At 72.4% G+C, this 25,838-nt stretch carries 23 protein-coding genes; 7 read left to right on the top strand and 16 right to left on the bottom strand.

Annotated elements, in window-relative coordinates:
* Positions 1-20: 20 nt before the first annotated feature.
* Positions 21-251 carry a hypothetical protein gene (locus tag OHL10_RS02280; protein WP_265520526.1) on the bottom strand — a complete coding sequence of 77 codons (231 nt, stop codon included), beginning with the start codon at positions 249-251 and terminating at the stop codon, positions 21-23.
* A gap of 147 nt (positions 252-398) precedes the next feature.
* Positions 399-1,466, bottom strand: coding sequence for a DUF3048 domain-containing protein (locus OHL10_RS02275; RefSeq protein WP_425498910.1), 1,068 nt, complete (start codon positions 1,464-1,466; stop codon positions 399-401).
* A 109-nt stretch (positions 1,467-1,575) separates the two neighbouring features.
* Here OHL10_RS02275 and OHL10_RS02270 point away from each other — a divergent pair, with 109 nt between their 5' ends.
* Both OHL10_RS02270 and OHL10_RS02265 read left to right on the top strand, forming a co-directional pair.
* Complete coding sequence (locus OHL10_RS02270) at positions 1,576-2,763, top strand: AMP-binding protein (protein ID WP_265520996.1); 1,188 nt, start codon at positions 1,576-1,578, stop codon at positions 2,761-2,763.
* A gap of 47 nt (positions 2,764-2,810) precedes the next feature.
* Positions 2,811-3,680 (top strand): 1,4-dihydroxy-2-naphthoate polyprenyltransferase, encoded by an 870-nt coding sequence (locus OHL10_RS02265; RefSeq protein WP_265520524.1) that lies wholly within the window; start codon positions 2,811-2,813, stop codon positions 3,678-3,680.
* On the opposite strand, the gene OHL10_RS02260 is transcribed toward OHL10_RS02265, so the two are convergent.
* A complete protein-coding gene (locus tag OHL10_RS02260) occupies positions 3,644-3,961 on the bottom strand; it encodes a DUF4229 domain-containing protein (RefSeq protein WP_265520523.1) in 318 nt (105 codons plus the stop codon). The genes OHL10_RS02265 and OHL10_RS02260 overlap by 37 nt on opposite strands.
* Before the next feature lie 30 nt (positions 3,962-3,991).
* Here OHL10_RS02260 and OHL10_RS02255 point away from each other — a divergent pair, with 30 nt between their 5' ends.
* A complete protein-coding gene (locus OHL10_RS02255) occupies positions 3,992-4,549 on the top strand; it encodes a PLD nuclease N-terminal domain-containing protein (protein WP_265520522.1) in 558 nt (185 codons plus the stop codon).
* Between the two features lie 6 nt (positions 4,550-4,555).
* On the opposite strand, the gene ccsB is transcribed toward OHL10_RS02255, so the two are convergent.
* From ccsB to OHL10_RS02225, 6 genes are all read right to left on the bottom strand, one after another.
* Positions 4,556-5,563 carry a c-type cytochrome biogenesis protein CcsB gene (ccsB, locus tag OHL10_RS02250; RefSeq protein WP_265520521.1) on the bottom strand — a complete coding sequence of 336 codons (1,008 nt, stop codon included), beginning with the start codon at positions 5,561-5,563 and terminating at the stop codon, positions 4,556-4,558.
* Complete coding sequence (gene resB / locus OHL10_RS02245) at positions 5,560-7,416, bottom strand: cytochrome c biogenesis protein ResB (RefSeq protein WP_265520520.1); 1,857 nt, start codon at positions 7,414-7,416, stop codon at positions 5,560-5,562. The genes ccsB and resB overlap by 4 nt, the downstream gene beginning before the upstream one ends.
* Positions 7,416-8,189 carry a cytochrome c biogenesis CcdA family protein gene (locus tag OHL10_RS02240; RefSeq protein WP_265520995.1) on the bottom strand — a complete coding sequence of 258 codons (774 nt, stop codon included), beginning with the start codon at positions 8,187-8,189 and terminating at the stop codon, positions 7,416-7,418. The genes resB and OHL10_RS02240 overlap by 1 nt, the downstream gene beginning before the upstream one ends.
* A gap of 65 nt (positions 8,190-8,254) precedes the next feature.
* Complete coding sequence (locus OHL10_RS02235) at positions 8,255-8,902, bottom strand: TlpA family protein disulfide reductase (RefSeq protein ID WP_265520519.1); 648 nt, start codon at positions 8,900-8,902, stop codon at positions 8,255-8,257.
* Positions 8,903-8,954: 52 nt separating this feature from the next.
* The gene (locus OHL10_RS02230) at positions 8,955-9,647 is read right to left on the bottom strand and encodes a histidine phosphatase family protein (RefSeq protein WP_265520518.1); all 693 of its coding nucleotides are present in this window, start codon (positions 9,645-9,647) and stop codon (positions 8,955-8,957) included.
* Between the two features lie 88 nt (positions 9,648-9,735).
* A complete protein-coding gene (locus OHL10_RS02225; protein ID WP_265520517.1) occupies positions 9,736-10,260 on the bottom strand; it encodes a MarR family winged helix-turn-helix transcriptional regulator in 525 nt (174 codons plus the stop codon).
* A gap of 211 nt (positions 10,261-10,471) precedes the next feature.
* Here OHL10_RS02225 and OHL10_RS02220 point away from each other — a divergent pair, with 211 nt between their 5' ends.
* The gene (locus tag OHL10_RS02220) at positions 10,472-11,023 is read left to right on the top strand and encodes a YceI family protein (RefSeq protein WP_265520516.1); all 552 of its coding nucleotides are present in this window, start codon (positions 10,472-10,474) and stop codon (positions 11,021-11,023) included.
* A gap of 87 nt (positions 11,024-11,110) precedes the next feature.
* On the opposite strand, the gene OHL10_RS02215 is transcribed toward OHL10_RS02220, so the two are convergent.
* The gene (locus OHL10_RS02215; protein ID WP_265520505.1) at positions 11,111-11,791 is read right to left on the bottom strand and encodes a redox-sensing transcriptional repressor Rex; all 681 of its coding nucleotides are present in this window, start codon (positions 11,789-11,791) and stop codon (positions 11,111-11,113) included.
* Between the two features lie 151 nt (positions 11,792-11,942).
* Entirely contained in the window at positions 11,943-12,227 is a 285-nt protein-coding gene (locus tag OHL10_RS02210) for a glutaredoxin family protein (protein WP_265520504.1), read from the bottom strand.
* 66 nt (positions 12,228-12,293) lie between these two features.
* On the opposite strand from OHL10_RS02210, the gene OHL10_RS02205 reads away from it, so the two are divergent.
* Complete coding sequence (locus tag OHL10_RS02205; protein WP_265520503.1) at positions 12,294-13,091, top strand: HAD family hydrolase; 798 nt, start codon at positions 12,294-12,296, stop codon at positions 13,089-13,091.
* Positions 13,092-13,251: 160 nt separating this feature from the next.
* On the opposite strand, the gene OHL10_RS02200 is transcribed toward OHL10_RS02205, so the two are convergent.
* Together OHL10_RS02200 and OHL10_RS02195 are read right to left on the bottom strand one after the other, a co-directional pair.
* Entirely contained in the window at positions 13,252-13,350 is a 99-nt protein-coding gene (locus OHL10_RS02200; RefSeq protein ID WP_003792170.1) for a 30S ribosomal protein bS22, read from the bottom strand.
* A gap of 154 nt (positions 13,351-13,504) precedes the next feature.
* The gene (locus tag OHL10_RS02195; RefSeq protein ID WP_265520502.1) at positions 13,505-14,749 is read right to left on the bottom strand and encodes an acetoin utilization protein AcuC; all 1,245 of its coding nucleotides are present in this window, start codon (positions 14,747-14,749) and stop codon (positions 13,505-13,507) included.
* A gap of 174 nt (positions 14,750-14,923) precedes the next feature.
* Here OHL10_RS02195 and OHL10_RS02190 point away from each other — a divergent pair, with 174 nt between their 5' ends.
* Together OHL10_RS02190 and OHL10_RS02185 are read left to right on the top strand one after the other, a co-directional pair.
* Positions 14,924-16,300, top strand: a complete 1,377-nt coding sequence (locus OHL10_RS02190; protein WP_265520501.1) for a TrkH family potassium uptake protein — start codon at positions 14,924-14,926, stop codon at positions 16,298-16,300.
* 92 nt (positions 16,301-16,392) lie between these two features.
* Positions 16,393-17,064 carry a potassium channel family protein gene (locus tag OHL10_RS02185; protein ID WP_265520500.1) on the top strand — a complete coding sequence of 224 codons (672 nt, stop codon included), beginning with the start codon at positions 16,393-16,395 and terminating at the stop codon, positions 17,062-17,064.
* A gap of 77 nt (positions 17,065-17,141) precedes the next feature.
* Here OHL10_RS02185 and OHL10_RS02180 read toward each other — a convergent pair whose 3' ends face one another.
* The 3 genes from OHL10_RS02180 to OHL10_RS02170 form a co-directional block, all read right to left on the bottom strand.
* Positions 17,142-17,882 (bottom strand): hypothetical protein, encoded by a 741-nt coding sequence (locus OHL10_RS02180; protein WP_265520499.1) that lies wholly within the window; start codon positions 17,880-17,882, stop codon positions 17,142-17,144.
* A 263-nt stretch (positions 17,883-18,145) separates the two neighbouring features.
* Positions 18,146-20,743 carry an immunoglobulin-like domain-containing protein gene (locus OHL10_RS02175; protein ID WP_265520498.1) on the bottom strand — a complete coding sequence of 866 codons (2,598 nt, stop codon included), beginning with the start codon at positions 20,741-20,743 and terminating at the stop codon, positions 18,146-18,148.
* Between the two features lie 152 nt (positions 20,744-20,895).
* Complete coding sequence (locus tag OHL10_RS02170; RefSeq protein WP_265520497.1) at positions 20,896-25,803, bottom strand: family 43 glycosylhydrolase; 4,908 nt, start codon at positions 25,801-25,803, stop codon at positions 20,896-20,898.
* Positions 25,804-25,838 lie beyond the last annotated feature (35 nt).

Here is a 25,838-nt window from a genome sequence, read left to right as displayed (position 1 = left end):
GCCCGCAGGGAGATCGACCGTCAGCCGCCGGCCAGCAGGCCGGACAGCATCCCGATGATCCCGCGCCCGACGAAAGCCGCCGCCACCGCGAGCCCGAACAGCAGGGCGACGGAGACGACGACAGGGACGGCGGAGCTCGCAGCGCCCGGTTCGTCCGCCGGCGGGAACGCCGGCGGCGGGGTCGGCTCGAAGGACGGCGGGGCGGGGACGTGCTCGCCGAAGGGGCCTGTGTGCGGTGTCGTGGTTGCCATGCCTCCAGCGTCGCGCGCCGCCACACTCGTCCGCGTCGGCCTCGCGTCGCGACCTCACCGGTCCGGCGTCACCCCTCGGTCGGAGACGTGCTCCCCCCGCAGGCGGACACGGTCGCCCCGGCGGTGGTCAGCTGCCCGAGATGCCCGTCATCCGGCGGTGTACGACCCGCCGGGCACCAGCTCGATCCAGGTGGTGCCGGGCTCGAGCAGCACGGCCGTGCCGTCCGCGGTCGTCAGCGTCAGCGGGGCCTCGACGGCGGCCTTGGACCACGACACCGGGATCCACCGACCGCCGCTCGCGACGTGCCCGACGCCCGACGCGACCAGCTCGGTGCGCGGGACCGCCGCACCCCCCACGTCGCGGAACTCGGTGTTGACGAGGACGACGTCGAGCAGCACGACGTTGGCCGCGGACAGCCGCTCTCCGTCCGCCGAGACGGCCGGCGTGGTGCCCTCGTCGCGCAGGTAGGCGCTGTCGTCCGCGCTCCAGTGCCAGACGGCCGAGCTCGCGAACGTGAGCCGCACGTCGATCCGCTCCGCGGGGTCGCCCTCGGTGGTCGCGGAGCCCTCGCCCGCCCTGGCGTGGACGAGCTCGGCGACCGGCGGCACCGTGCGGTCGGCGTCGGCCTGGTCCCAGAAGCTCTCGAGGTCGCCGTAGATGTTGTGCGGGGCGCGCCGCTCCGGCATTCGGACGAACCCGGGGTCGCCGGCGTCCATCACCACCGACTGGACGCCGGCCGCGGCGACGGCGTCGACGAACGGTCGCTGCCCGCCGGTGTAGGCGAGGACCCCGTGCTGGGGCGCGACGATCGCGGGGTCCGTCGGTCGCACCGAACGGACGGGGCCGACGAGCTCGGGCGCCCGCGAGTGGTAGACGGCGACGAACCGCGTGATCCCACCCTCGACGACCTGCTCCCACACGATGTCGGCATCCTCGAGCCCGGTCTGCGGACGGGACGCCACCGAGTTCTCGATCTTCACCGCGAGCGCCGGTCGGTCGGCGACCTCGTCGGTCTCGATGCCGGTGAGGGGCCAGACCAGCGGGACATCGGGAGTCGGCGGCACCCCGCGGCGGGCGTCGAGGGGGGCGGGCACGGTCTGCGTGACGGGTGCCGCGGGAGGTTCGCCCCCGCACGCGGCGACGACTCCCAGCGCCAGGACGAGCAGGGCTGCGGCAGGCGCTCGGCGCCAGCCGTCGACCGTGGTCACGTGCATCCTCGCCCCCCGGGTCTCGACCCTGGTCCGCTCGACCGGACGTGACGGACGTCACCACCGGCCTGCCTCGTTGGGGCCCACCCTACGCGCGACCTACGCTGGTGCGGTGATGCGCGCCGCCGTCCTCGACCCCGACGACGTCGCCGCGCTGCGCACCGCCCTCGCGCGCGCCCTCGACGGCGCGGGCCCCCCGGTCGCGACGGCTCCCGTGCCGGACCCGCTGCCCGACGACGTCCCGGCGGGCACGGCGCTCGTGCTGCGGACCTCCGGGTCGACGGGGACCGCCCGTCAGGTCGCGCTCGGCGCGGCGGCGCTGCGGGCGTCGGCGACCGCCACGCACACACACCTCGGCGGCGCCGGGCAGTGGTTGCTCGCACTGCCCGCGTCGCACGTCGCGGGGCTGCAGGTGATCGTCCGCGCCCACGTGGGCGGGCACGGGCTCGTCGTGGCACCACCGGGCGAGACGTTCACGCCAGCGACGTTCGCGGCGGCCGCCGCACGCCTCGACGGCCCCCGCCGCTACGTGTCCCTCGTGCCGACCCAGCTGCACCGGCTCGTCGCGGCCGCGTCCGCGGGCGACACCGCGGGCCTCGACGCGCTGGGCGCCTTCGACGCCGTCCTGCTCGGCGGGGCCGCGACCCCGCCCGGGCTGCTGACCCGCGCCCGGGACGCCGGGGCCCGGGTCGTCACGACGTACGGGATGACCGAGACGTCGGGCGGCTGCGTGTACGACGGCGTCGCGCTCCCCGGTGTCCACGTCCGGCTGGGAGCCGGTGGCGTCGTCGAGATCGGGGGCGACGTCCTCGCGAGCGGGTACGTCGGCGAGCCCGACCTCACGGCCGCCGCGTTCCGCGACGAGCCCGCCGGCCCGCCTGCCCGCTGGTTCCGCACGAGCGACCTCGGTGCGCTCGGCGCCGACGGCACGCTCACGGTCCTGGGCAGGGCGGACGACGTGCTGGTCAGCGGCGGTGTGAACGTCGTTCCGGCTGCGGTCGAGGCGACGTTGTCGCACGTCCCGGGAATCGGCGAGGCCTGCGTCGTCGGGGTCCCGGACCCGGAGTGGGGTCAGCTGGTCGTCGCGGTGATCGCGGGCACGACGTCGCGGCCCGGTGTTCGCGACGCCGCTCCCCACCTCCTCGCAGCGGTGCGCACCGCTGTCAGCACTACGCTGGGGGCGGCCGCCGCGCCGCGCCGCCTGCTCGTCGTCCCCGACCTGCCCCGCCGAGGGCCAGGGAAGGTGGACCGGGCGGCGGTGCGGGACCTCGCCGTCGGGCACGTGGCCACGGCACCCACCTGACCGGCGCACGCACACTCGTCACCTCTCGATCCACCGAACGGAGCACCATGGCCACCCCAGCCGAATGGATCGCCGGCGCACGGCCCCGCACCCTGCCGGCGGCGGCGACGCCCGTCCTGGTCGGGTCGGGCGCGGCCGCGCAGGTGGACGGATTCGCGGCCGGTCCCGCGCTGCTCGCGCTCGGCGTCGCCCTGGCGCTGCAGGTCGGCGTGAACTACGCCAACGACTACTCCGACGGGGTGCGCGGCACGGACGCCGAGCGCGTCGGCCCACGGCGTCTCACGGCCTCCGGCGCCGCACCAGCCTCCCGGGTGCGCGGCGCGGCCTTCGCCGCCTTCGCGACCGCCGGGGTGCTCGGCCTCGTGCTCGTCGCCGTCACGGGGTACTGGTGGCTGCTCGCAGTCGGCGCAGCCTCGATCGTCGCCGCCTGGTACTACACAGGGGGCAAGAACCCGTACGGGTACCGCGGCCTGGGGGAGGTCGGGGTCTTCGTGTTCTTCGGCCTCGTCGCCGTGCTCGGGACGACCTACACCCAGGCGGGTCAGGTGCCGTGGACCGGGTACGTCGCCGCCGTCGCGGTCGGGCTGCTGGCGTGCGCCCTGCTCATGGTGAACAACCTGCGCGACATCCCCACCGACACCGTCACCGGCAAGCGCACGCTCGCCGTGCGTCTCGGGGACTTCCGCGCCCGGCGCGTCTACCTCGCCATGATCTGGGTGCCGCTGCTGCTCGCCGTGGTGTGCGCCTTCGCCGCGCCGTGGTCGCTCCTGACGCTGCTGCTGCTCCTGCCGGCCGTGCTGCTCAGCATCCCGGTCGTCGTCGGGGCACGTGGCCCGCTGCTGGTCCCGGTGCTGGCCGGCACCGGGCTGTACGAGCTGGGCTACGGCCTGCTGCTGGGCTTCGGCCTGTCGCTCTGAGGCGCCTCGGTCTCCGCGTCCTCCGCGGCGGCGTCCTCGTCGAGCGACCGCGCGAGCCGGCCCGGGCGGCGCCCGCCGCGCTCGGCACGCGCCGCCGCCCGGTCCGCGAGGTAGCGGGCCGCGGCCTCCCGCGGTCCGCGCAGCGTGAGGTAGGACACGAGGAACGCGAGGAGGATCGCGGCGAGGGGCAGCAGCCATCCCCGCATCCCCACCCCGTAGAGGATGCCGAGGAGCGCCCCGAGAATGACGATCCGGAGGGCTGAGTACGTGACCATGGGCATGCACTCAGGGTAGGCGCATAGGCTGTGGGCATGTTCTTCCGCGTGATCGTGCCCCTGCTCGCCATCGGCCTGGCGGTCTATGCGATCGCCGACTGCGCCTCGAGCGAAGAGGACGAGCGCGGCGGCGTCCCCAAGGGTCTGTGGTTCGTCCTCATCATCTTCCTGCCGCTCGTGGGACCCGTCGCCTGGATCCTCGTCAAGCGCTCGCAGCGCACCCGCTACGCGGCGGGCGGCGGGTACCCCCAGCGTCCCGGGATGCCGTCCTCCGGCCGCGGGTCGGCCAAGCGCCGACGCCGCGGACCGGTCGCGCCCGACGACGACCCCGACTTCCTGTGGCGCCTCGAGCAGGAGCGCCGACGCCAGGAGCGCGCGGCGGGCGGCGGCACGTCGGACGACGCCGCCGGTGGCGATGGAGCCCCCGGGGAGCGCACGAGCAACGGCACCACGGACGCCGACGCCGCGGACAGCACCGCGGACACCAGCGACACGGCGAGCGGTGCCTCGTCGGAGAGCGGCGAAGACGACGCCGGACCGGCATCGGACGACCGGCGTGGTCCGGCCGGCTCGGACGGCAGCGACCCGAGGTAGGGCACGCTACTCCTGGCCGGGCAGACCTGAGTAGGAGTGCAGGCCGTCGAAGAGGATGTTGACGCCCGTGAAGTTGAACAGCACGCAGGCGTAGCCGACGAGCACGAAGTACGCCGCGCGGCGGCCCGACCAGCCGCGGGTCGTGCGTGCGTGCAGGTAGGCGGCGTAGACGATCCAGACGACGAAGCTCCAGACCTCCTTGGGGTCCCAGCCCCAATACCGGCCCCAGGCGTCCTCCGCCCAGATCGCGCCGCCGATGAGGGTGAACGTCCACAGCACGAACGCGACCGCGTTGATGCGGAAGCTCAACGCCTCCAGGACCGCCGGTCGGGGGGTGGAGTCGAGCCATCGCCATGCCCGTCGGCCGAGGAACGCGCTGCCGCCGTCTCGCGAGTCGCGCAGGAGCTGGACCGCGGACGTGGCGAAGGCCACCGTGAAGATCCCGGTCGCCGCGACGGCGACACCGACGTGGATCACCAGCCAGTACGACTGCAGAGCCGGCTGGACACCCGTCGCCACGACGTAGAACGAGTTCTGCGCGAGGACGAGGAACAGGACGGACAGCCCGGTGACGAACGCCCCGAGGTACCGCACGTCGCGTCGCAGGCTCACACCGAGGAACACGGCGAGCGCGAAGAACGTGCCGACCAGCGCGAACTCGTACATGTTCGCCCACGGGGCCCGACCGGCCGCGACCCCACGGGTCACGATCGCCGCGAGGAGCAGGATCGTCCCCAGCCACGTCGTCGAGATCCCGATGCCGGCGGCCTTGCGGGAGACCGGGGCACCCTCTGACCCGGCGCGCTCGGTGCTGTCCGGGCCGTAGGGGGTCGGTGAGGAGCCCGTGGTCGCCTCGGTGGACTCAGCCGAGGTCACGGCGGCGGGCACGGCCGTCGCGCGCGCCGGAGAGCGGCCCGCGAGCCGGGCGAGGTCGAACGCGAACGCGACGAGCCCGACGGTCAGGGCCGTCGCTGCGGCCCAGACGAGGTCGACGCTCAGGTCGGCGAGGGTCATCGGTCAGCCTTTCCTGCTCCGCGCCCCGTGGCGCGGTCCTGAGGGTGGGGTCCTGCTGAGTCGTGCGAGGTGCCTGCCGGTCCGTCCGACTGCTCGGCGCCGGGAACCGCGTGCCGGACGGCGTCGACCTCGCCCTGGAGACCGGCGTCATCACCACGGGCGAGGCCCGCGATCTGCACCACGGTACGCCGCGCGGTGCCGCCCGTGGAGGTCGTCCCGGGACGGGCGTCGCCCGCCGCCCCGTCCTCGCTCCACGTGCGCACCCACACCCGGCGCCGGGGTGTGAAGAGCGAGATCGTCAGACCGGCGAGCGCGCCGAGGGCGAACACGAGGATCCAGCCGAGCGCCGGGTCGTGCCGCAGGTCGAGGGCGACGAAGCGCGGCAGCTCCTCGTCGAGGGTGATGGTGCCCAGGCCGTCCGGGAGCTCGACGGTCTCCCCCGGGGCGACGAGCACCTTGACGCGCTCGCCCTCCTCGTCCACCGACGCCGTGAGGTCGTCGGTGTCGAGGGTGTACACGTTCTGCGGCAGGCCCTCGTCGAGGCCGAGGTCGCCGCGGTACACGTCGAGCACGAGCAACGGGTCGAGCGCCTCCGGGAAGACCGAGCGGGCACCGGCCTCGGTCACCTCCGCCGTGGGCAGCAACGTGCCGACGAGACCGATCTGCTCAAGGCCCGGCGCGACGTCGGGCACCTTGACGACCCCGTCCGAGGTGTACATCGTGTCCTCGGGCAGGAACGGCACCCGGCCGGAGAACGCGACCTCCCCGCTCGCGTCGTGCACGGTGATGCCGGGTGCGTAGCCGTTGCCCTGCAGGTAGATCTTGGCGTTGCCCGCCTGGAGCGGGTGGTTCACCTTGATGGTCTCGACGTGCTCCGTGCCGTCGGGGTCCCGCACCGTGACGAACGCCGTGAAGTCGCGCGACTGCGCGAACGCCAGGGCGTCCGTCGCGAACTCCGCCTCGAACCCGTCGAGGGTCATGGAGAACGGCACGAGCGACGACGGGGAGAACAGCGAACCGTTCTCGAACGTGTCGTAGTCGACGACCGCGTTGGCGAAGCCCCGGCCCTCGGTGATGATCGCCTGACCCCGGTAGTGCAGGAGCTGACCGGTCGCGACCGCGACGAGCAGTCCGAGCAGGGACAGGTGGAACAGCAGGTTGCCCGTCTCGCGCAGGTAGCCCCGCTCGGCGGCGACGGTCCGCTCGACGCGCGGCCCGCCCGATGAGCGTGTCTCCTGGGTACCCGTGTCGACGCGGAAGGTCGGCAGCCAGGCGAACCGGCCCCGCAGGTGGCGCGCGACGGCGTCGGTCACCTCGTCCGGGGACGCGGTGGTGACCACGGTGGCCTGCGCGGGAAACCGGTCGAAGCGGCGCGGGGTGCGCGGCGGACGGTTGCGCACGGCCCGCAGGTGCGCGCCCGTGCGCGGCAGGATGCACCCGACGAGGGACACGAACAGCAGGATGTAGATCGCCGAGAACCACACCGAGCTGTAGACGTCGAAGAAGCCCAGCCGGTCGAGCCACTCCCCCGCCGTCGGGTTGTCCTGCAGGTACCGCAGGACCGCGGCCGGGTCCTGCGGGCGCTGCGGCAGCACCGAGCCGGGCACCGCCGCCACGGCCAGGAGCATGAGCAGCATCAGCGCCACACGCATGCTCGTGAGCTGGCGCCACGTCCACCGCAGGGTGCCGCGCAGCCCCAGCGCGGGGAGGGACGGTTGCCCGTCCGCCGGCCCGCTCGCCGGCTTCTCGGCCGGGGGCTCCGCGGTCGCGACCGGGGCGCTGAAGGAGTCGTCGATGCCCTCGGGACGGTAGGCGCCGCGATCGGGTCGCGGGTCGGGCTCGCGCGTGCTCATCACACCACCAGGGTCATGCCGTCGAGCCAGCCCTGGACGACGCCCGTGAGCAGGCTCCACAGACCGGTCACGAGCGCGAGGCCGATGAGGACGAGCATGGCGCCGCCGAAGCGCATGATCGCCAGGCGGTGGCGGCGCAGGAACCCGAGCATGCGCTGCGAGCTCTGCAGACCGAGCGCGATGAGCAGGAACGGGACCCCGAGGCCGAGGCAGTACGCGACACCGAGGAGTGCGCCGCGACCGGCGGAGGCCTCGTCGAGCGCGAGCGCCTGGACCGCGACGAGGGTGGGGCCGAGACACGGGGTCCAGCCGAGGCCGAAGACGATCCCGAGCAGCGGCGCACCCCACAGACCGGCGCGCGGGCTCGGGTGGAACCGGCGCTCACGCTGCAGGAACGGCACGGCACCGAGGAACGCCAGCCCCATGAGGATGACCACGACACCGAGCACGCGCGTGATGACGTCCTCCCACCGCAGCAGGTGGACGCCCACGGCCCCGGCGGCCGTCATGAGCAGGACGAACACGAGCGTGAAGCCGCCGACGAAGAGCCCGACGCCGAGCAGGACCCGGCCGCGCGCAGGCGCCGCGGTCGCGACCGCGGTGCCCGTCGAGCCGCCACGTGCAGTGCCGCCGGGCCCGGCGGGAGCCGGGCCGGCGTTCGCCGCCGCCATCCCGCTGACGTACCCGACGTAGCCCGGCACGAGGGGCAGCACGCAGGGGGACGCGAAGGACACGAGCCCCGCCAGCAGCGCGACGGGGATCGCGAGGAACATCGACCCGCTGAACGCCGTCGTCGCGAACGTGGAGCCGACGTCCGCCGCGACGGCGCCGTACCCGATCACGTCGACTCCGCCACGACGTCGTCGACCAGCGCCGAGAGCGTGGTGCCTTCGACGAGCCCGATGACCCGTGCCGCGACCCGGCCCTCGCGGTCGAGGACGACCGTCGACGGGACGGCCTGCAGCGGCACGGCGCCCGAGAGCGCCGCGACGGCCTGGCCGCTGCGGTCGTCGATCGACGGGTACGGCACGTCGAACGTCCGCTGGAAGGCCTGGGCAGCTCCCGGCTCGTCGGTGGTGTTGATCCCGAGGACCCGCACGCCGTCGTCGGCTCGGTCGACGGCGAGCTCCACGAGGTCGGGCGCCTCCGCCCGGCAGGGCGCGCACGCCGCATACCAGGTGTTGAGCACGACGACCTCCCCCAGCCAGACGCTCGTGTCCACCGCCTCGCCCTCGAAGTCCGTCCCCGTGACGGTCACCGGCTCGGACCGGTCGCCGGCGTCCCAGGTGCGGACCGAGCCGTCGCCGGAGACGTACCCCTGGCCGACGACGTCGGCCGGGCTCGTGCTGCCCGAGTCCTGGGCGCACCCTGCCAGGAGCAGGGCCCCGCCGGCGAGGACCGCGCCCGCCCGCACCCGCACGCCGTGCTGGGTGCGGCGACCACCACGGGTGCGGGCGCGAGAACGACGGGTACGAGCGCGGATCATGACAGCACTGTCTCCCAGATACCTGAGGGAGACCTGAGAGCAACCGGGGACGTCACGCGCCGGACACCTTCGTGGCGCCGGGCAGGAGGTCCGCGACGGGCTCGGTGTAGTGGATGCCGACGAGCCGGTCGTCCTCGAAGCGGAGCGACGTCAGCGACGCGAGGGAGCACTGGCGCTTGCGCGGGTCGTGCCAGAGACGCTTGCCCTCGAAGCTCAGACGGGTGACCCACACCGGGAGCTGGTGGCTCACCAGCACGGCCTCACGACCCTCGGCCTTGACGCGGGCGTCCTCGACGGCAGCCCGCATGCGCGCCACCTGCTGCGTGTACGGCTCGCCCCACGACGGGCGGAGCGGGTTCCACAGGTACGGCCAGTGCTGGGGGTGACGGAGCGAGCCGTCCCCCACGCCGAAGGTCATGCCCTCGAAGTGGTTGCCCGCCTCCAGCAGGCGCTCGTCGGTGCCCAGCTCCAGGCCGAACGCCTCGGCGACGGGCGTCGCGGTCTCCTGCGCCCGCTGCAGGGGCGAGGCGATGACCACGGCGACGTCGAACGGGTGCTCCGCCCCGCCGTCGGGCACCGGCTGCTCGCCGTCCGAGGAGGACGAGCCGGACAGGTGGGCGGCGACGCGACGAGCCATCTCGTGCCCCAGCTCGGACAGGTGATATCCGGGCAGGCGTCCGTAAAGGACACCCTGGGGGTTGAAGACTTCGCCGTGACGCATGAGGTGGACCGTGGTTGCGACCATGGACCCAGTCTCCCAAAGATCTCCCCGCCTCCCGACGACCTCAGGGACACGACCTCACGGACACGACCTCACTGCCGCGCCGGAGCGCTCACAGCACGTGGTCGTGCTTGCACACCTCGGAGATCGCGGCCATGGACTCGCCGAGCACCCGGAGCTGCTCGGGGGTCAGGACGTCGACCATCAGGCGACGGACCGCCGCCACGTGCGCAGGCGCGGACGCGACGAGGAGGTCGTACCCCTGCTGCGTCATGACGCAGTGCACACCCCGACGGTCGTCCGCGTCGGCCGTGCGGCGCACGAGCCCACGCCGCTCCATGCGGTGCACCGTGTGCGTGACACGGCTGCGGGACTGGGCGAGACCGTCGGCGAGGACGGACATGCGCACGGAGCGACCCGGGCTCTCGGAGAGGCGCACCAAGAGCTCGTACTCGCCGAGGGAGACCGCCGAGTGCACGTCGTGGTCGTGCCCGAGGGCCTCGACGAACCGCGCGGTGCCCTCGAGGTACTGGCGCCATGACCGCTGCTGGTCCTCGTCGAGCCAACGGGGCTCCACGGGGTCGCCGACGGCGTCGGACACCGAGGGTTCGGTCGAGCGGTCGGTGCTGCTGGCCATCGGGCTGATCCTCCACGTGCGGGCCGCGGCCGACCCGCGCCCGGTGAGCGGTCGTCGATCCGGGGCGTGTCCGGTGCGTCGATCCGGGGCGTCGACGGTCGTCGTGCCCTGTGGGAATAGAGGTTACGGGGGCTGTGTTGATACGGGCGCATGAAGTTGAATCTTCAACGAGCTTGACCGAGACCGTCCCACCGAACCTAGGAGACCCATCATGGCGACGCCCCTGCCGAACGGCCTGACCGCTGGCACCTACACCATCGACCCCTCCCACTCGCAGGCGGCCTTCACGGTCCGCCACGCCGGCATCTCGAAGGTCCGCGGGACCATCGCCATCTCGTCCGGCAGCATCACCATCGGCGAGGAGGTGGAGAACTCGACCGTGCAGGCAGAGCTCGACGCCGCCTCGGTGAGCACCGGCGACGCCGGTCGCGACGGCCACCTCAAGAGCCAGGACTTCTGGGACGCCGAGAACAAGCCGACGTGGACGTTCACCTCCACCAAGATCACGACCGACGGTGACGACTACGCGATCGAGGGCGACCTCACGATCAACGGGGTCACCAACACCGTGACGCTCGAGACCGAGTTCGCCGGCACCGCGACCGACCCGTTCGGCAACCCGCGCGCCGGCTTCGAGGCCAAGACCGAGATCTCCCGCAAGGACTACGGGCTGACCTGGAACGCAGCGCTCGAGACCGGCGGCGTCCTCGTCGGCGACAAGGTCAAGATCGCGCTCGACCTCTCGGCCATCAAGCAGGCCTGAGACCCCACCTGCACGACCGACGCCCGCGGCACCTGCGTGCCGCGGGCGTCCGCGCTCTGAGACTCCGGCGGTGCGGCGCGGTGCGTCTCAGGCGCCCGCCACCGCGCCACGGGCCACCCCGGACGCCAGCGCGCGCGCCTGGGAGTGGAACGCGAGGATCTGCAGCTCGCTGCCCACGTCGACCGACCGCACGTCCACGTCGTCGGGCACCTGCAGCGCGCACGGCGCGAAGTTGAGGATCTCCTTGACCCCCGCCGCCACGATCCGGTCGGTGACCGGCTGCGCGGCGGACGCGGGCGTGGCGAGCACCACGATCGACACCCCGTGGCGGGCGACGACGTCCTCGAGCGCGTCCGTGTGCTCGACGACGAGCCCTGCCGCGGTCGAGCCGACCACGGCCGACGACGCGTCGAGCAGCGCCACCACCTGGAAGCCCCGCGACCCGTAGCCCGAGTAGTTCGCGAGCGCGTGACCGAGGTTCCCGATGCCGACGATGGCGATCTTGTGCTCCTCGACCAGCCCCAGTGCGCTCGAGATGTACGTCGCGAGCGAGTCGACGTCGTACCCGACCCCGCGCGTGCCGTAGGAGCCGAGGAACGACAGATCCTTGCGCAGCTGCGCCGACCCGACCCCGGCGAGCTCGGCGAGGTCCACCGACGACGTCGTGCTCACACCGCGCGCCGCGAGGTCACGCAGGGCGCGGAGGTAGAACGGCAGGCGCGCGACCGTCGCCCCAGGGATACCCGACTCGTTCACGGACTCGACCACGCGTTCCACCCATCACCCCGTACGTCGTCGCCCTTGACGACGTGCTGACGAGACGGAGCCGGCTCACGGCCCGACCCCCGACGACCCGGGCCACCAGCGGCCGGGCCGGAGCCCAGGAGGGCTCCGCACCGATCATCCCAGGTCCGCGCGGTCAGCCGAAATCGGGGCGAGTCCGCGCCAGCGCCCGCGCGAGCCGGGCGGCGTCCACCCGCCAGAAGCCCTGCTGGACGCCGTCGACCGTCACCACGGGCACGTAGTCCCCGTACTGCTCGCGCAACGTGCCCGTGGGATCTGCCTCGAGGTCGTCCACGTCGCGCTCGACCCAGGCCGCCCCGGCCTCCGCGCAGACCTGTGCCACGACCCGGCGCGCGTCGTCGCACAGGTGGCACCCGTCCCGGGAGAAGAGGACCACACGTGCGTCGCCGAGAGTGCTCACCAGCACAGCGTACGCACGTGCGCGGACGGGACAGCGAGGCCCGCCCACCCCGATAGAGTGGGGCATATGCCGACGTCACAGCCCGGGTCCGCCCAGTCCACGGCTGCGTTCTTCGACGTCGACAACACCATCATCCGCGGGGCCTCCTCGTTCCACCTGGCGCGGGCGCTGCACCAGCGGGAGTTCTTCTCGACGCGCGACCTCGTGACGTTCGCGTTCCACCAGGCCCGCTACCTCGCGTTCGGCGAGAGCAAGACCCAGATCGACCGGGTGCGGTCCCGTGCGCTCACGCTCATCGCGGGCCGCTCCGTCGCGGAGGTGACCGCCATCGGCGAGGAGGTCTACGACCAGGTCCTCGCCCTGCGGATCTACCCGGGCACCCAGAAGCTGCTCGACGAGCACCTCGCGGCCGGTCACCAGGTGTGGCTCGTGTCCGCTACGCCCCGGGAGATCGGTGAGCTCATCGCCCGTCGGCTCGGCGCGACGGGGGCGCTCGGCACTGTCGCCGAGCACGAGGACGGCTTCTACACCGGCCGCCTCGTGGGCGACATGATGCACGGTCGGGCGAAGGCGGCGGGGGTCCGCGAGCTCGCCGAGCTGCGAGACATCGACCTCGACGCGTCGTACGCCTACGGCGACTCGCTCAACGACGTGACGATGATGCAGGCCGTCGGCCACCCGTGCGCGATCAATCCCGACGCGCGGCTGCGCCGCTTCGCCCAGGACATCGGCTGGCCCATCCGCGAGTTCCGCGGTCGACGCCGGCGCGTCGCCCGCAGCGGTGTGAGCACAGCGAGCTGGGCCGGCGCCGCCTGGGTCGTAGGCCTGGTCCTGCGCGCCCTGCGCCGTACCCTCCGCGGCTGACCACCCCGTTTCCCGCTGTGGGCGGGATGATGGCGTGAACACGGCGGCGGATTCACGCCGTCATCCCGCCCGCACGCAGGTGGGGGACGCACGAGAGCCCGGCGCCTCCTCGGAGGGGCCGGGCTCTCGTGGTGACTCGCGCGTCAGGACGCGCGAGTCGTCACTTCTTGTTGCGGCGCTGGTGGCGCGTCTTGCGAAGCAGCTTGCGGTGCTTCTTCTTGGCCATACGCTTGCGGCGCTTCTTGATGACGGAGCCCATGGGTCCTCGCAATGCTGATCGGTGAGCGATCGGGGTCGCCCCGATCATGGTGGTCCACGGTTGATCGTGAACGACCAACGCGATAAAAGTCCGTCTCCGAGGATACCCGTTCCCCGCCCAGTCCCGTAATCGAGCCCGCACCCGAGGCGGCGGGTCAGTAGTGCGGGTCGATGCCCAGCAGCGGGAAGACCGCCGTCCGCGTCGCCGCCACGGCTCGATCCACGTCGTCGGACGGGTCGTAGCCGCCGCTCCAGGGGCGGAAGTCCAGGTCGTCGAGCTCGACGACCGCGGGCACCCGTGTCCCGGAGAGGACCTCGACCTGCTCGCGCCATCCGCTCGGCACCGCGCACGACGTCCCGAACGGCCGGTGGACCGCCTCCGCGAGCAGAGCTGCCCACGCGAACGGCACCACCCGCACGACGGCGTAGCCCCCGCCCCCGAGCGCGACCCACCGGCCGTCGGCGACCTCGTGCGCGAGCGCGTGCATCCAGGCCGCCGCCGTGCGTTGCGCGCCGAGCGAGACGTCGAGGTCCGAGAGCGGGTCGTCGCCGTGCGCGTCGCACCCGTGCTGGGTCACGAGGACCTCCGGGCGGAACGCGCGCAGCACCTCCGGCACGACGGCGTCGATCGCCCGCAGCCAGCGCGCCCCGTCCGTCCGGGGCGGCAGCGCGACGTTCACCGCCGAGCCAGGCGCCGCGAGGCCGCCGGTGTCCACGGCGTGACCCGTCCCCGGGAAGAGGGTCGTCCCGCTCTGGTGCACCGAGACCGTGAGCACGCGGGGGTCGTCCCAGAAGATCGACTCCACGCCGTCGCCGTGGTGCGCGTCCAGGTCGACGTACGCGACCCGCTGCGCGCCGTCGTCGAGGAGGCGTCGCACGGCGGCCGCCGCGTCGTTGTAGACGCAGAACCCCGACGCCGCCCCGACCTGCGCGTGGTGCATCCCGCCCGCGATGTTCACGGCGTGCCGGACCTCGCCGGACCAGACCGCGCCGGCCGCGTCGTAGGACCCCGCGAAGATCCGTGCCGCAGCCTCGTGCATCCCCGCGAAGACCGGGTCGTCCTCCGTCCCGAGCCCCCGCGCCGGATCGACGCGCCCGCCGTGCGAGGCGGCGCGCACGGCCGCGACGTAGGCGGGGTCGTGCACGAGCTCGAGGACGCGGTCCGGCGCGGCCTGCACCTCGACGACCTGTACCGCGGGCGCGTCCAGCAGACCCAGGTCCCGGGCGAGCCGCATCGTGAGGTCGAGCCGCGTGGGCGCCATCGGGTGGCCACGGCCGAAGTCGTATGCGAGGAGCTCGGGGCTCCACACCACGCGGACGGGACCTTCACAGCGGGTGACGAGCTCGCGGGCTACGGGTTCGATCACGGTCCGTCCCTCGGGGATGGCGGCTCTGGGCATGGACCACCGTAACGCCGCGCGGGCGCCGCGCGACCCACCGACCGTGCACCGAGAAGCCCGGTGGTCCGTGACTCACCCCTGCCCTCGTGGCAGAGTTTGCCCAGAGCGCGCCCACCGGCGCGTGCACCTCGCTCGCGGTCCACACGCGGGAACGGACGCAGATCAGGAGACCGGATGGCCAAGGGGGTGACCGCTCGCCTGTTCTCCGCGCGGGAGTTCGTCGACCGGGTCGCCCGGCAGTCGCCCGCGCGCCTCGCGATCACGGTCTTCGCCGCCGTGATCGCCCTGTTCACCGCGCTGCTCATGGCGCCGTGGGCGACGACGACCGGCCGGTCCGCGGCGTTCGTCGACGCCCTGTTCACCGCGACATCGGCCGTGTGCGTGACCGGGCTGGTCGTCGTCCCGACGGGGACCTACTGGTCGACCTACGGTCAGGTCGTCATCATCGTCGGCATCAAGGTCGGTGGCCTGGGGATCATGACGCTCGCATCGATCCTCGGGCTCGCCGTCTCCCGACGGATCGGCCTGACGCAGAAGCTGCTCACGGCCTCCGAGACCAAGACGACCCGGCTCGGCGAGGTGGGCTCGCTCGTGCGGGTCGTCATCCTCACGTCGACCGCGATCGAACTGCTCATCGCGCTCATGCTCTTCCCGCGGTTCCTCGTCCTCGAGGAGAGCATCGGCGAGGCCGCCTGGCACGGCGTCTTCTACGGCATCTCGGCGTTCAACAACGCCGGGTTCGTCCCCACGGCCGAGGGCCTCGCCCCGCACGTAGGTGACTGGATGCTGTGCCTGCCGATCATCCTCGGAGTCTTCATCGGCTCGCTCGGCTTCCCGGTGATCCTCAACGTCCTGCGCAGCCGACGCGACACGCGGCGCTGGAGCCTGCACACCAAGATCACCCTCACGACGAGCGCCGTCCTCGTCGTCGTGGGCGCCGTTCTCATCGGCGCCTTCGAGTGGCGCAACGACGAGACGCTGGGCGAGCTGAGCGTGCCGTCGAGGATTCTCGCGGCCCTGTTCGCCGGCGTCATGCCCCGCTCGGGTGGCTTCAGCACGGTCGACACCGGCGACATGCTCGAGTCGAGCTGGCTCATCACCGACGCCCTGATGTTCGTCGGCGGCGGCAGCGCCTCGACAGCGGGGGGCATCAAGGTCACGACGCTCGCCGTGATGATCCTCGCCATCGTCTCCGAGGCGCGCGGCGACCGCGACACCGAGGCGTACGGACGCCGCATCCCCCGCGAGACCCTGCGTCTGGCCGTCGCGGTGTCGTTCATCGGCGCGACCGCCGTCCTGCTGTCCAGCCTCGTCCTGCTGTCGATCACAGGGTGGACCCTCGACGTCATCCTCTTCGAGACGATCTCCGCGTTCGCGACCGTCGGGTTGTCGACCGGCGTCACAGGCGATCTCCCCGAGGCGGGCAAGTACGTGCTCACCGCGTTGATGTTCGTCGGCCGCACGGGCACGATGACCTTCGCGGCGGCGCTCGCGCTGCGCGACCGCCGCCGGATCGTCCGCTACCCCGAGGAGCGACCGATCATCGGCTGACGGACCGACGGGCCCGGCAACAGCACGGGCCGGACGCAGCACCCCGGACCGCACGGTCCGGACCGACGCAGAACGCAGAGAGGTGAAGCCACGTGGCGGAGAAGAAGGCACCCACGAGAGACGCCGGTGTGCTCGTCGTCGGCCTGGGCCGGTTCGGGTCGTCCCTCGCCACGACGCTCGACCGCCTGGGACAGGACGTGCTGGCGGTCGAGAAGTCCCCCGACCTGATCGCCCACTGGAGCGGACGCCTGCCCCTGGTGGAGGCCGACGCCTCGAACCCGACGGCGCTCGAACAGCTCGGCGCACGGGACTTCGCCGTCGCGGTCGTGGGCGTCGGCACGTCGCTCGAGGCAAGCGTCCTCATCACCGGCAACCTCGTCGACCTCGGGACGCCGCAGATCTGGGCCAAGGCGATCTCCGCGGAGCACGGCCGGATCCTCCAGCGCATCGGGGCTCACCACGTCGTCTTCCCCGAGGCTGACGCCGGCAACCGGGTGGCGCACCTCGTCTCCGGAAAGCTCCTCGACTACATCGAGGTCGAGGACGGCTTCACGATCGTCAAGATGCGGCCGCCCAAGGAGACGCAGGGCTTCACCCTCGCGCAGTCCAAGGTGCGGGAGCGCTACGGCGTGACGGTCATCGGCGTGAAGTCCCCCGGTATCGAGTTCGTCTACGCGACCCCCGAGACCCGGATCTCGGCGAACGACCTGCTCGTGTGCTCCGGGCACGCCGAGCTGCTCGAACGGTTCGCCGCCCGGCCGTGAGCGTGCCGGACGAGCGCCCGACGACGAGCGGGCGCTCAGCCTGACAGGTCCGTGCCGTCAGGTGCCGTGAGGTGCCGTCAGGTGCCGTCAGGTCCGTACCGGCGCCGCGACAGGTAGACGCCGCCGACGACCAGGCCCGCGGCGAGCGCGAGCAGCCCGCCGAGCGCCGCACCGGTCACCGGGAGCGCACCCGGCCGAGCCGGGCCCGATGCACCCGGGTTCGCGGGCGCCTCCGGGGCGCCGGGTGCCTCGGGGGCCCCGGGCACGCCCGGGCTCCCCGGACCGCCGTCAGCGCCCGGCAGGTCCGGGTCGACGGGGTCTGGACCGCCCGGGTCCACGGGTGCGCCGGCGAAGACCTCGAACGGCGCCGACTCCACGACGGCACCTCCGTCGAGCACGGTGACGCTCACATGGTGCATACCGGGGGCGATCGACGCCGGGAGCACGAGCTCGATCTCGAGTCGCCCCTCGGCGTCGGTGCGTCCCACGCCCAGGAGCAGACGGTCGGAGTGCAGGTGAACCTGGACGTCGCTGTTCGGTAGGAGTCCCCAGGCCCGGACAAGGATCGTCGACCCCGGGACCGGCCGGTCGGCGACGACCTCGACCCCCGGGCGCTGGGGGCCCTCGCGCTCCTCGATGTCGACGGTGATGTCGATACCGCGCTCGGGCCCGGCGGCGGCTACCGCCGGCGGGACGACTCCGGCACCCACCACGCTCAGGGCCAGCACCGCCAGGGCGAGGGCTCCGGCGCGCAGCGCCCGGGCACAGCGAGCGATGCGCTTCGGGCGCGCGAGATCGAGGGCAGGGCGGGTCGTCACGGGGGGAGGCTCCTTCGTCCTTCGCCCCCTGGCCGACGTGTGCAGTGACGATCCTGCCAGGTTTTCCCGCCGATCTGGACACTTGTCCAACTCCGCACCGGGATTTCACCCACGCCCCCCTCCGGGCACGACGACGCCCGGCGCCACGACGGCCCGCGGAGGCGGGCTGACGTGGCGCCGGGCGCGGACCCCGCGCGGTGCCGGCACACCACGCGGGGGGCTCAGGTTCGAGCCCACCCGACGTACCGGGCGGGCTCAGGCCGTCAGCAGGTCGTCGCGAGCAGCGGCGCCTCCTGGTCCGACGTGATGGTCGCCCCGTCGAGGGTCGCGGTCCCGGTGACCATGACCGACCCGGCCGGGACGGAGGTCGCACGGGCGTTGAACGACTGGTAGGCGGCCTTGCCCGGTGCGACGGCCGCGAAGGAGCGTGTCCCGTAGGGAGTGACGACCTCGACGTCGACCGGCACAGCCTCCGCGTTGGTCACCGAGACCGCCACGTACGCCCTGCCCGCCAGGCAGCGCGGTGCGACGTCGACCGCGAGGTCGAGCTCCTCAGCGGGCTGCTCCGGACCGAACGCGTCGAGCAGACGTGCGTGCTCGGCGGCGGTGACCGGCATGACCGTCCCGTGACGCGGGCTGGTGGGCAGCGCGGCACCCTCCGCGAGGGTCCACTCGCCGGTCGACAGGTCCGTCGACTCGAACGGCACGTAACCCTGCCCGCCGTGATAGCTGGGCTGGTCCATGAAGAGGTACCACTTCTCCTCGGTGTTCGACTTGAAGCCCGTGGGCCCCTCGGCGGCCGTGAAGGTGCCGCCGTACCCGTTCGGCTGCCCGAACCCGATGCGCTCCGCCACGAAGTCCCAGTCGAGATCGCGCAGGTCCGTGGACGTCTCGAGCCGCATGCCCATGTAGCTCTCGTCCTTGGTGAACCGGTAGTAGGTCCCCTCGTGCTCGATGATCGACGAGTCGATCATGCCGAGGCCCGCGCCCCGCTGCTCGTCGATCCAGATCTGCGGCTCGGTGAAGGTCACGAAGTCGCGCGTGGTCGAGTACATCATCCGCTGGTAGCTGTTGCGGTAGTTGCGTCCCGCGGTCTCCGTCGTCGGGTACAACGCCGACGCCCAGTACACGATGTACTCCCCGCGGGCGGCGTCCCAGTGCGCCTCGGGCGCCCACGTGTTGCCCGCGAACGCGCTCGAGACCTGGACCTGACGCTGGTCGGACCAGGTCACGAGATCGTCGGACTCCCAGATCATCAGCGAGCGGCTGCCGCGCTCCTGCGCATTGGCGAAGCTGTTGCCGCCGTAGATCTTCAGGTCGGTCGCGATCATGAAGAACCGGTCACCCTCGGGCGAGCGGATGAGGAACGGGTCCCGCAGGCCCCGCTCCCCCAACTCGGAGCTGAGCACGGGCTCGCTCTCGTTGAGCTCGAGCCACTGCAGCGGGTCGTTCCCGTCGCTCGCCGCGAAGAAGACCGACTCGCCGTCGGGTGTGCTCTCGCCCTCGAAGTACGGGAAGAAGTAGCCCTCGTAGTCCGCCTCGGCCGGCAGCGGCGCCACCGTGGCGACATACTCGTGCGACGCGGTCGCGCCGCCCTTGGTAGCCGTCACGGTGAGCGTCACGACGACGGCGTCCGCACCGTGCGCCGGCCGGTCCACCTCTCCCGTGGTCGTCACGACCTCGGGGTGGGAGGTGCCCCACGTGAGCATCGAGCCGTACTCCCCGGAGGTCGGCAGCGTGACGTTGCCGCGGACGTCGTCAAGGTTCGGGACGACGACGTGCGAGGCGTCCCAGGCCACCGACTGCTCGGCGTCGAAGGAGGCGAGGACCGTGACCGGGACGTCGACCGTCCGGGTCGCCACACCGCGGGTGAGCGTCGCGCTGAGCGTCACCTCGGCGTCGGGCTCCCCCGGCTCGGGTCGGGTGACCGTACCGTCGGGCGCGACCACTGACGCGTCCGAGGACTCCCAGATGATGACGGAACCCTGGTCGCCGCGCTGCGGAAGGACCAGGTCACGGGTCACGGCGCTCGTGTCGCCGAGGTCGAGCGCAGCGGCGTCGGCCTCGACCGCCGCGTCTGCGACGGGCCCGGCCAGCTCGGCGACCTCCGCCTGCTCGAGCGCCCGGTCGTAGAGCCGGAAGTCGCGGACCTGGCCCGCGAGGTACCGGTCCGCGGAGTACAGGGAACGGCCGATGTAGTTCGCCAACGTGGACCCACCGCCGATGGCGCCCGGGTCGGTCGTGACGTTCGTGTTCTGCCCGACCTGGACCCCGTCCTCGAAGATGCGGGCCGTGGTGCCGTCGAGCGTGTAGGTGATCGAGGTCCACGTGCCGCGCGGGAGGTTGTTGCCCGCGCCCTTTGTGACGATCTGCTCGGTCGACCAGTTGCCCGACGCGATGGCGGCCCGGTAGGGGTTGCCGGTCGCGAACAGGTAGCCGTTGCCGTTGCTCCCGCTGGAGTTGCCGAGCCCCCAGATGAAGTAGGGCGTGCCCTGGGTCGTGGCGATGTTCACGTCGAGACTGACGGTCACGTCCGTGAGGCCGGCGAGCAAGCTGTCCGGGAGGTCGACGTAGTCGTCCACCCCGTCGAGGGTGAGCCCGTCCGCGCCGGGCAGACCGCCGTGGACCGTGGCCGGACCGAAGGTCGAGCCCTCGGCCAGGTTCGCGGTCGTCCCCCCGGTCGTGGCGGTCGCGTCCAGCGGGTACCAGGCGACCAGACCGTCGTCCGTGGCCCCGCCGACATCGGCCGCCACGGGTGTCGCTGCGGCGGCGATCAGTACGGACGCCAGCAGGGCGCCCGCCAGTGTGCCGGCGAGGGCTGCGCTGCCCCGCCGTCGGTCCTGCGTGGTTCGTGCTCTCATGTCGTCCTTCTCCTCGTCGAGATTCCGGCACTTCCCCTGCCGAGAGAGAACCCAGGTGCGCGAGGTAGTACCGGGGGAACGATCCCCGGTACTACCTCGCGGACTGCGGTACTAGCTCGCGGACTGCGGTACTACCTCGCGCTTCGGCGTGGTCAGCAGGTCGAGGCGTCGTACTCGACGTCCCGAACGGTCGTGACCTCCTCGCCGTCGAGGAGGGCCGTCGCGGCGACCGTCGCCGTGCCGGCCGTCAGACTCGCCGAGCGCGTCGTGAACGCCTGGTAGGCGACCTTGCCCGGCGCGACGTCCGCCACCGTCCGGGAACCGAACGGCGTCGCGAGCGTGATCGTCGCCGGCACGTCCCCGGCGTTGGTCGCGCTCACCGCGAGGTAGACGCGGCCTGCGACGCAGCGGGGTGCCACCTCGACCGTCATCTCCACCTCGGGCTGCGGCGCCGCATCGAGCGGCTGCACCCCCTCGAGGGTCGGGGTGACGGGGAGCATGAGCCCGTCCTCGCCGAACGTGAGGCGATCGATCGTCGTCTCGCGGTTCGTGCCGTTGCCACCGGGCATCGCGAAGCGGTGGTACGCGATGTACCAGTCGTCCGTACCCTTGACGTTGAGGATCGAGCTGTGCCCGGTCCCGAGGAGACCCTGCGTCGCGTCCTTCTCGAGGATGACGCCGCGATAGGTCCACGGCCCCTCCATGCTGGTCGCCGTGGCGTACCCGACCCGATAGTTCTCCGAGCCGGTGTCGTCGATCGAGTACGTGAGGTGGTAGAGCCCGCCACGCAGGTTGACGAACAGGCCCTCGCGGAAGCCCGTCAGGCCGGGGATCCGGCGCAGGGTGTCCTGCTTGATCGACGTCATGTCGTCGTTCAGCTCGGCCATGACCGGGCCGTTCGTCGGCCCGCCGTTGCCCCACAGGAGCCAGTACTTGCCCGTCTCGGGGTCGTGGAACGTGGCGGGGTCGATGGCCTGACCCGACGCGATCGACTCTCCGTTGGTGATCATCGCCGTCGGCTCGGCCGTGAACGGGCCCTCGGGGCTGTCCGCGACCGCGACACCGATGGTCTTGCGGTTGTACGTCGGGTTGTGGCCCGAGAAGTAGAAGTAGTACTTCCCCTCCCGCTCCGCGATCGTCGGGGCCCACGCGTTGCCGGTCGCCCACGGGACGTTCCCGTTCGCACCGTCGAGCGTGAGGAACGGCTCCTCCGAGCGCTCCCAGTCGACGAGGTCGCTGGACTTCCAGACGTAGAACTCCTTGCCACCCCAGCCGGCGTACCCGTCCGACGTCGCGTAGATGTAGAACGTGTCGCCGAACTGGACGATGTTCGGGTCGGCGTACAGGCCCGGCAACGAAGGACTGTTCATGATCTTCGCCTGGACGGACCACGTGCGCGACGCTCCGCCCGGGCCCGCCACGGTGTACTCGACCGGGTCGGTGAAGTCCTGCACCGACCCGTTCGCCGGGGTCACCGTCGCCAGCGCCGAGACCGTGAGCTCCGGCGCGAGCGCCGTGAGGTCCGTCCCGGGCTCGACCGGGAGGGTGACCGTCGAGCTCGCCGCGTGCACGACCGCCGGGACCTTCAGCGTGTCGAGCTCGGCGCCCGTCACCGCGGTGTGGTCCGCCCCGACGGCAGCGACCTCGTCGGCCGTGAGCGCGCGGTCGTAGATCCGGAAGTCGCGGACGTTGCCCTGCAGGTACCGGTCGCCGGTGTACACCGAGCGGCCGATGTAGTTGGCGAGAGTCGACCCGCCACCGATGTCCTGCGGGTTGATCGTCACACCCGTCTGACGCCCGACCTGGACGCCGTCCTCGTAGAGCGTGGCGGTCGTGCCCTCGAGCGTGTAGGTCAGGTGCTTCCAGACCCCGCGGTCGAGGTTCGACCCCTTCGTGACGGTCTGCTCGGTCGACCAGTTGCCCGTGGCGATCGAGGTCCGGTACGCGTTGCCGGTCGTGAACAGGTACCCGTCCCCGGTGGTCCCGCTCGTGTTGCCCATCCCGTAGATGAAGTACGGCGTGGCCTGCGCCGCGGCGATCTTCACGTCGAGGCTCACCGAGATGTCGGTCAGCCCGGCGAGCACGTGGTCCGGCAGGTCGACGTAGTCGTTCGTGCCGTCGAGCGCCACCCCCTCGTCGCCGGTGAACGCGGCGCCGTTGACGAGCGCGGCCGCGCCGAAGCTGCTGCCCGGGGCGGAGTTCGCCGCGGACGTGCCGCTCGTCTCGTCGAGCGCGTAGCGCACGACCAGCCCGGGCACGTCGGCCGTGACCTCGACCGCCACGTACACGGTGTGCTCGCCGTCGGCGGTGGTCGCGGTGACCATCGCGGTGCCCTCGCCGACGCCCGTGACGAGGCCGTCGGCCGAGATCGTGACGACGTCGGGGTCCTCCGACGCCCACGTGATGGCGCGCGCCGTGGCGTTCGCCGGGCTGACCGTCGCGACCAGCTGCCGGGTCCCCCCGATACCCACCTGCGCCGAGGCGGGCGTGACGCTCAGGCCCTCGACGGGGACGACGTCGTCGGTCACCGTGACGACCGCGCGGGCGCGGACGCTCACACCGCCGCCCAGCGACCCCTCGACGACGAACACGCCGGCCTGCGCGAACGACGCCGCGTCGACGGCGTCCCACGTGACGTCGGCCGGACCCGTGGACCCGTCCGCGAAACGGGCGGTCACGCTCGACGGGAGGACGGGCGCGGACCCGACCTGGACCGTGACCTCGACGTCGTCCACGGCCTCGACGAACGCGTCGGGCTGGTACGTCTGGAGCAGGCGGTCGTACTCGGCCTGCGTCACCGGGAGCACCGTGCCGTGGCGCGGGCGCGACGGCATCTCGTAGCCGGTGGACATCTTCCACTCGGCCGCGTCGAGGTCGGTGGTCTCGAAGGGCACGTAGCCTCGTCCACCGAACTCGTCGATGAACATGTACCACTTCTCCTCGGTGTTCGACTTGAAGATCGTCGGGCCCTCGCCCTGGTTGATCCCCGCGCCGAGCGAGTTCGCCCTGCCGATGCAGTCGGTGATGAACTCGTAGTCGGTCGAGCGCAGCTCGGACGACTTCTCCCCGATGATGAACTTCGAGCAGGGCGTGCTCGAGGTGTTGTTCCGCTCGTCCTTCGTGAACCGGTAGTACTCACCGTCGTGCAGCATGACCGTGGAGTCGATGACCGAGTAGCCCGGGTCGACCCACACCTGCGGGTCCGTGAACGTCACGAAGTCCCGCGTCGTGGAGTACATCATGCGGTTGTAGGTGTTGCCGGTGTGGTTCGGGTCGTCCTCGGCGTAGAGCTTGGACGCCCAGAACACGACGTACGCGCCGATCGTCTCGTCGTAGTACGCCTCGGGTGCCCACGTGTTGCCCGCGTTCTCGGGCGAGACCTGCACGAGCCGCTGGTCCGTCCAGTTCACGAGGTCGGTGGACTCCCAGACCATGATCGACTTGGACCCCCGGCGCTGGAACCCGTCCCAGTCCCACGAGCCGTGCACCTTGAGGTCGGTCGCGATCTGGTAGAACTTGTCGCCCTCGGGAGAGCGGATGATGAACGGGTCGCGCAGGCCCTCGTCGCCCAGCTCGGAGGTCAGCACCGGCTGGTTGTCGTTGAGGTCGATGTAGCGCAGCGGGTCGTTGCCCTTGCTGAGCCCGAAGTAGACCTGCTCGCCGTCGGCCGTGCCCTCGCCGATGAAGTAGGAGAAGAGGTAGCCCTCGAGCTCCTCGTCCTGCGGCAAGGGCGGCACGTGGGCCTCGAACGTCCGCTCGACGACCGCGTCGCCCAGCGTCACGGTCGCGGTGAGGGTCACGGTCTCGGCCTCTTCACCGTGCGCGGGCCGGGTCACCTCGCCCGTGGGCGTGATGGTGCCCGACGACGCAGCCCAGGTCACGCTCGTGCCGTCGAGACCGGTGGTGGGCAGCGTGAGGTGTCCGCGGACGTCGTCGAGGTTCGTCACCTCGAGGGCCGCCGCTGCGGCGTCGACCGTCACCTGGTCGTCACCCCCGGCCTCGCCCGGGAGGACCGTGACGTCGAACGTGCGGGTCTCGGACGCGCCCCGGAGGGTGACGGTCGCGGTGAGCGTGACGGTCGTGGGGTTCTCCGCCGGGCGGGTCACCCGGCCGTCCGTAGCGACGACCGACGTGTCGGAGGACTCCCACGCGACCGCCGAGCCACCGGCGCCCCGAGCAGGCAGCGCGAGGTCGGCGACGACGGCGCTGGTGTCACCGAGGTCGAGCGCGGCGGCGTCCGCGGTGACGGCGCCTGCCGCGGCGTCGGCCGCGACGTCGGCGACCTCCTGCGCGCTCAGGGCGCGCTCGTAGAGGCGGAAGTCCTTCATGCGGCCCTTGAAGAGGCCGTCCGCGGCGTACGCGGACTTCCCGAGGAAGTTGGCGGTCGTGCTGCCCCCGCCGATCGCGCCGGGCGTGTGCGTCACCGCGGCGTTCTCGCCGACCTGCGCGCCGTCCTCGTAGAGGCGCGCGGTGCCGTCGGCGAGCGTGTAGGTGACGGTCTTCCACACGCCGCGCGCGAGGGCGCCGGCGGGTGCCTTGACCGTGTTCTGCTCGCGGCCCCACGCGACGTCGGAGATCGTCGCGCGGTAGTTCGCGTTCCCGGTGGAGAAGAGGTAGCCGGTCCCGGACTGCGGGGTGCCGACGGCGGCGTTGCCGAGGTTGTAGAAGAAGTAGTTCCCGGTCAGGGACGTGTCGATCCAGACGTCGGCGCTGACGGTCACGGCGTCGAGGTCCGCGAGGAGATCGTCGACCAGCTCGACGTGGTTGCTCCCGCCGAACTCGAGCCCTTGGCCCGCGCGCCAGCCTCCGCCGGCCCCCGTGAGCGTCGCGTCGAGCCCGTTGCCGGACTCGTCGTGCGCGACGGTCCCCTCGGTCTCGTCGAGCGGCAGCCACAGTCTCAGGCCGTCCGACGGTGCGGCGGCGAGCTGGAGGGTCGGTGCGGGAGCGGCCGTGGCGGGGGCGGTCAGCAGCGGCGCGGTGAGCGTCAGGCCGAGCAGCCCGCCGAGCACGCGGCGGGGCATCCGCCTGCGGGTCGGTGGTGGTTCGTGGCGTGAGGTCATCGGTGACTCCTCGTCGTCGTGCCCCGGCAGCCTCG

It is taken from the genome of Oerskovia flava, from assembly GCF_026163685.1.
GTDB lineage: Bacteria > Actinomycetota > Actinomycetes > Actinomycetales > Cellulomonadaceae > Oerskovia_A > Oerskovia_A flava.
Note: the sequence above shows the minus strand (reverse complement) of the source record. Positions and strands in the feature narration are given on the sequence as shown.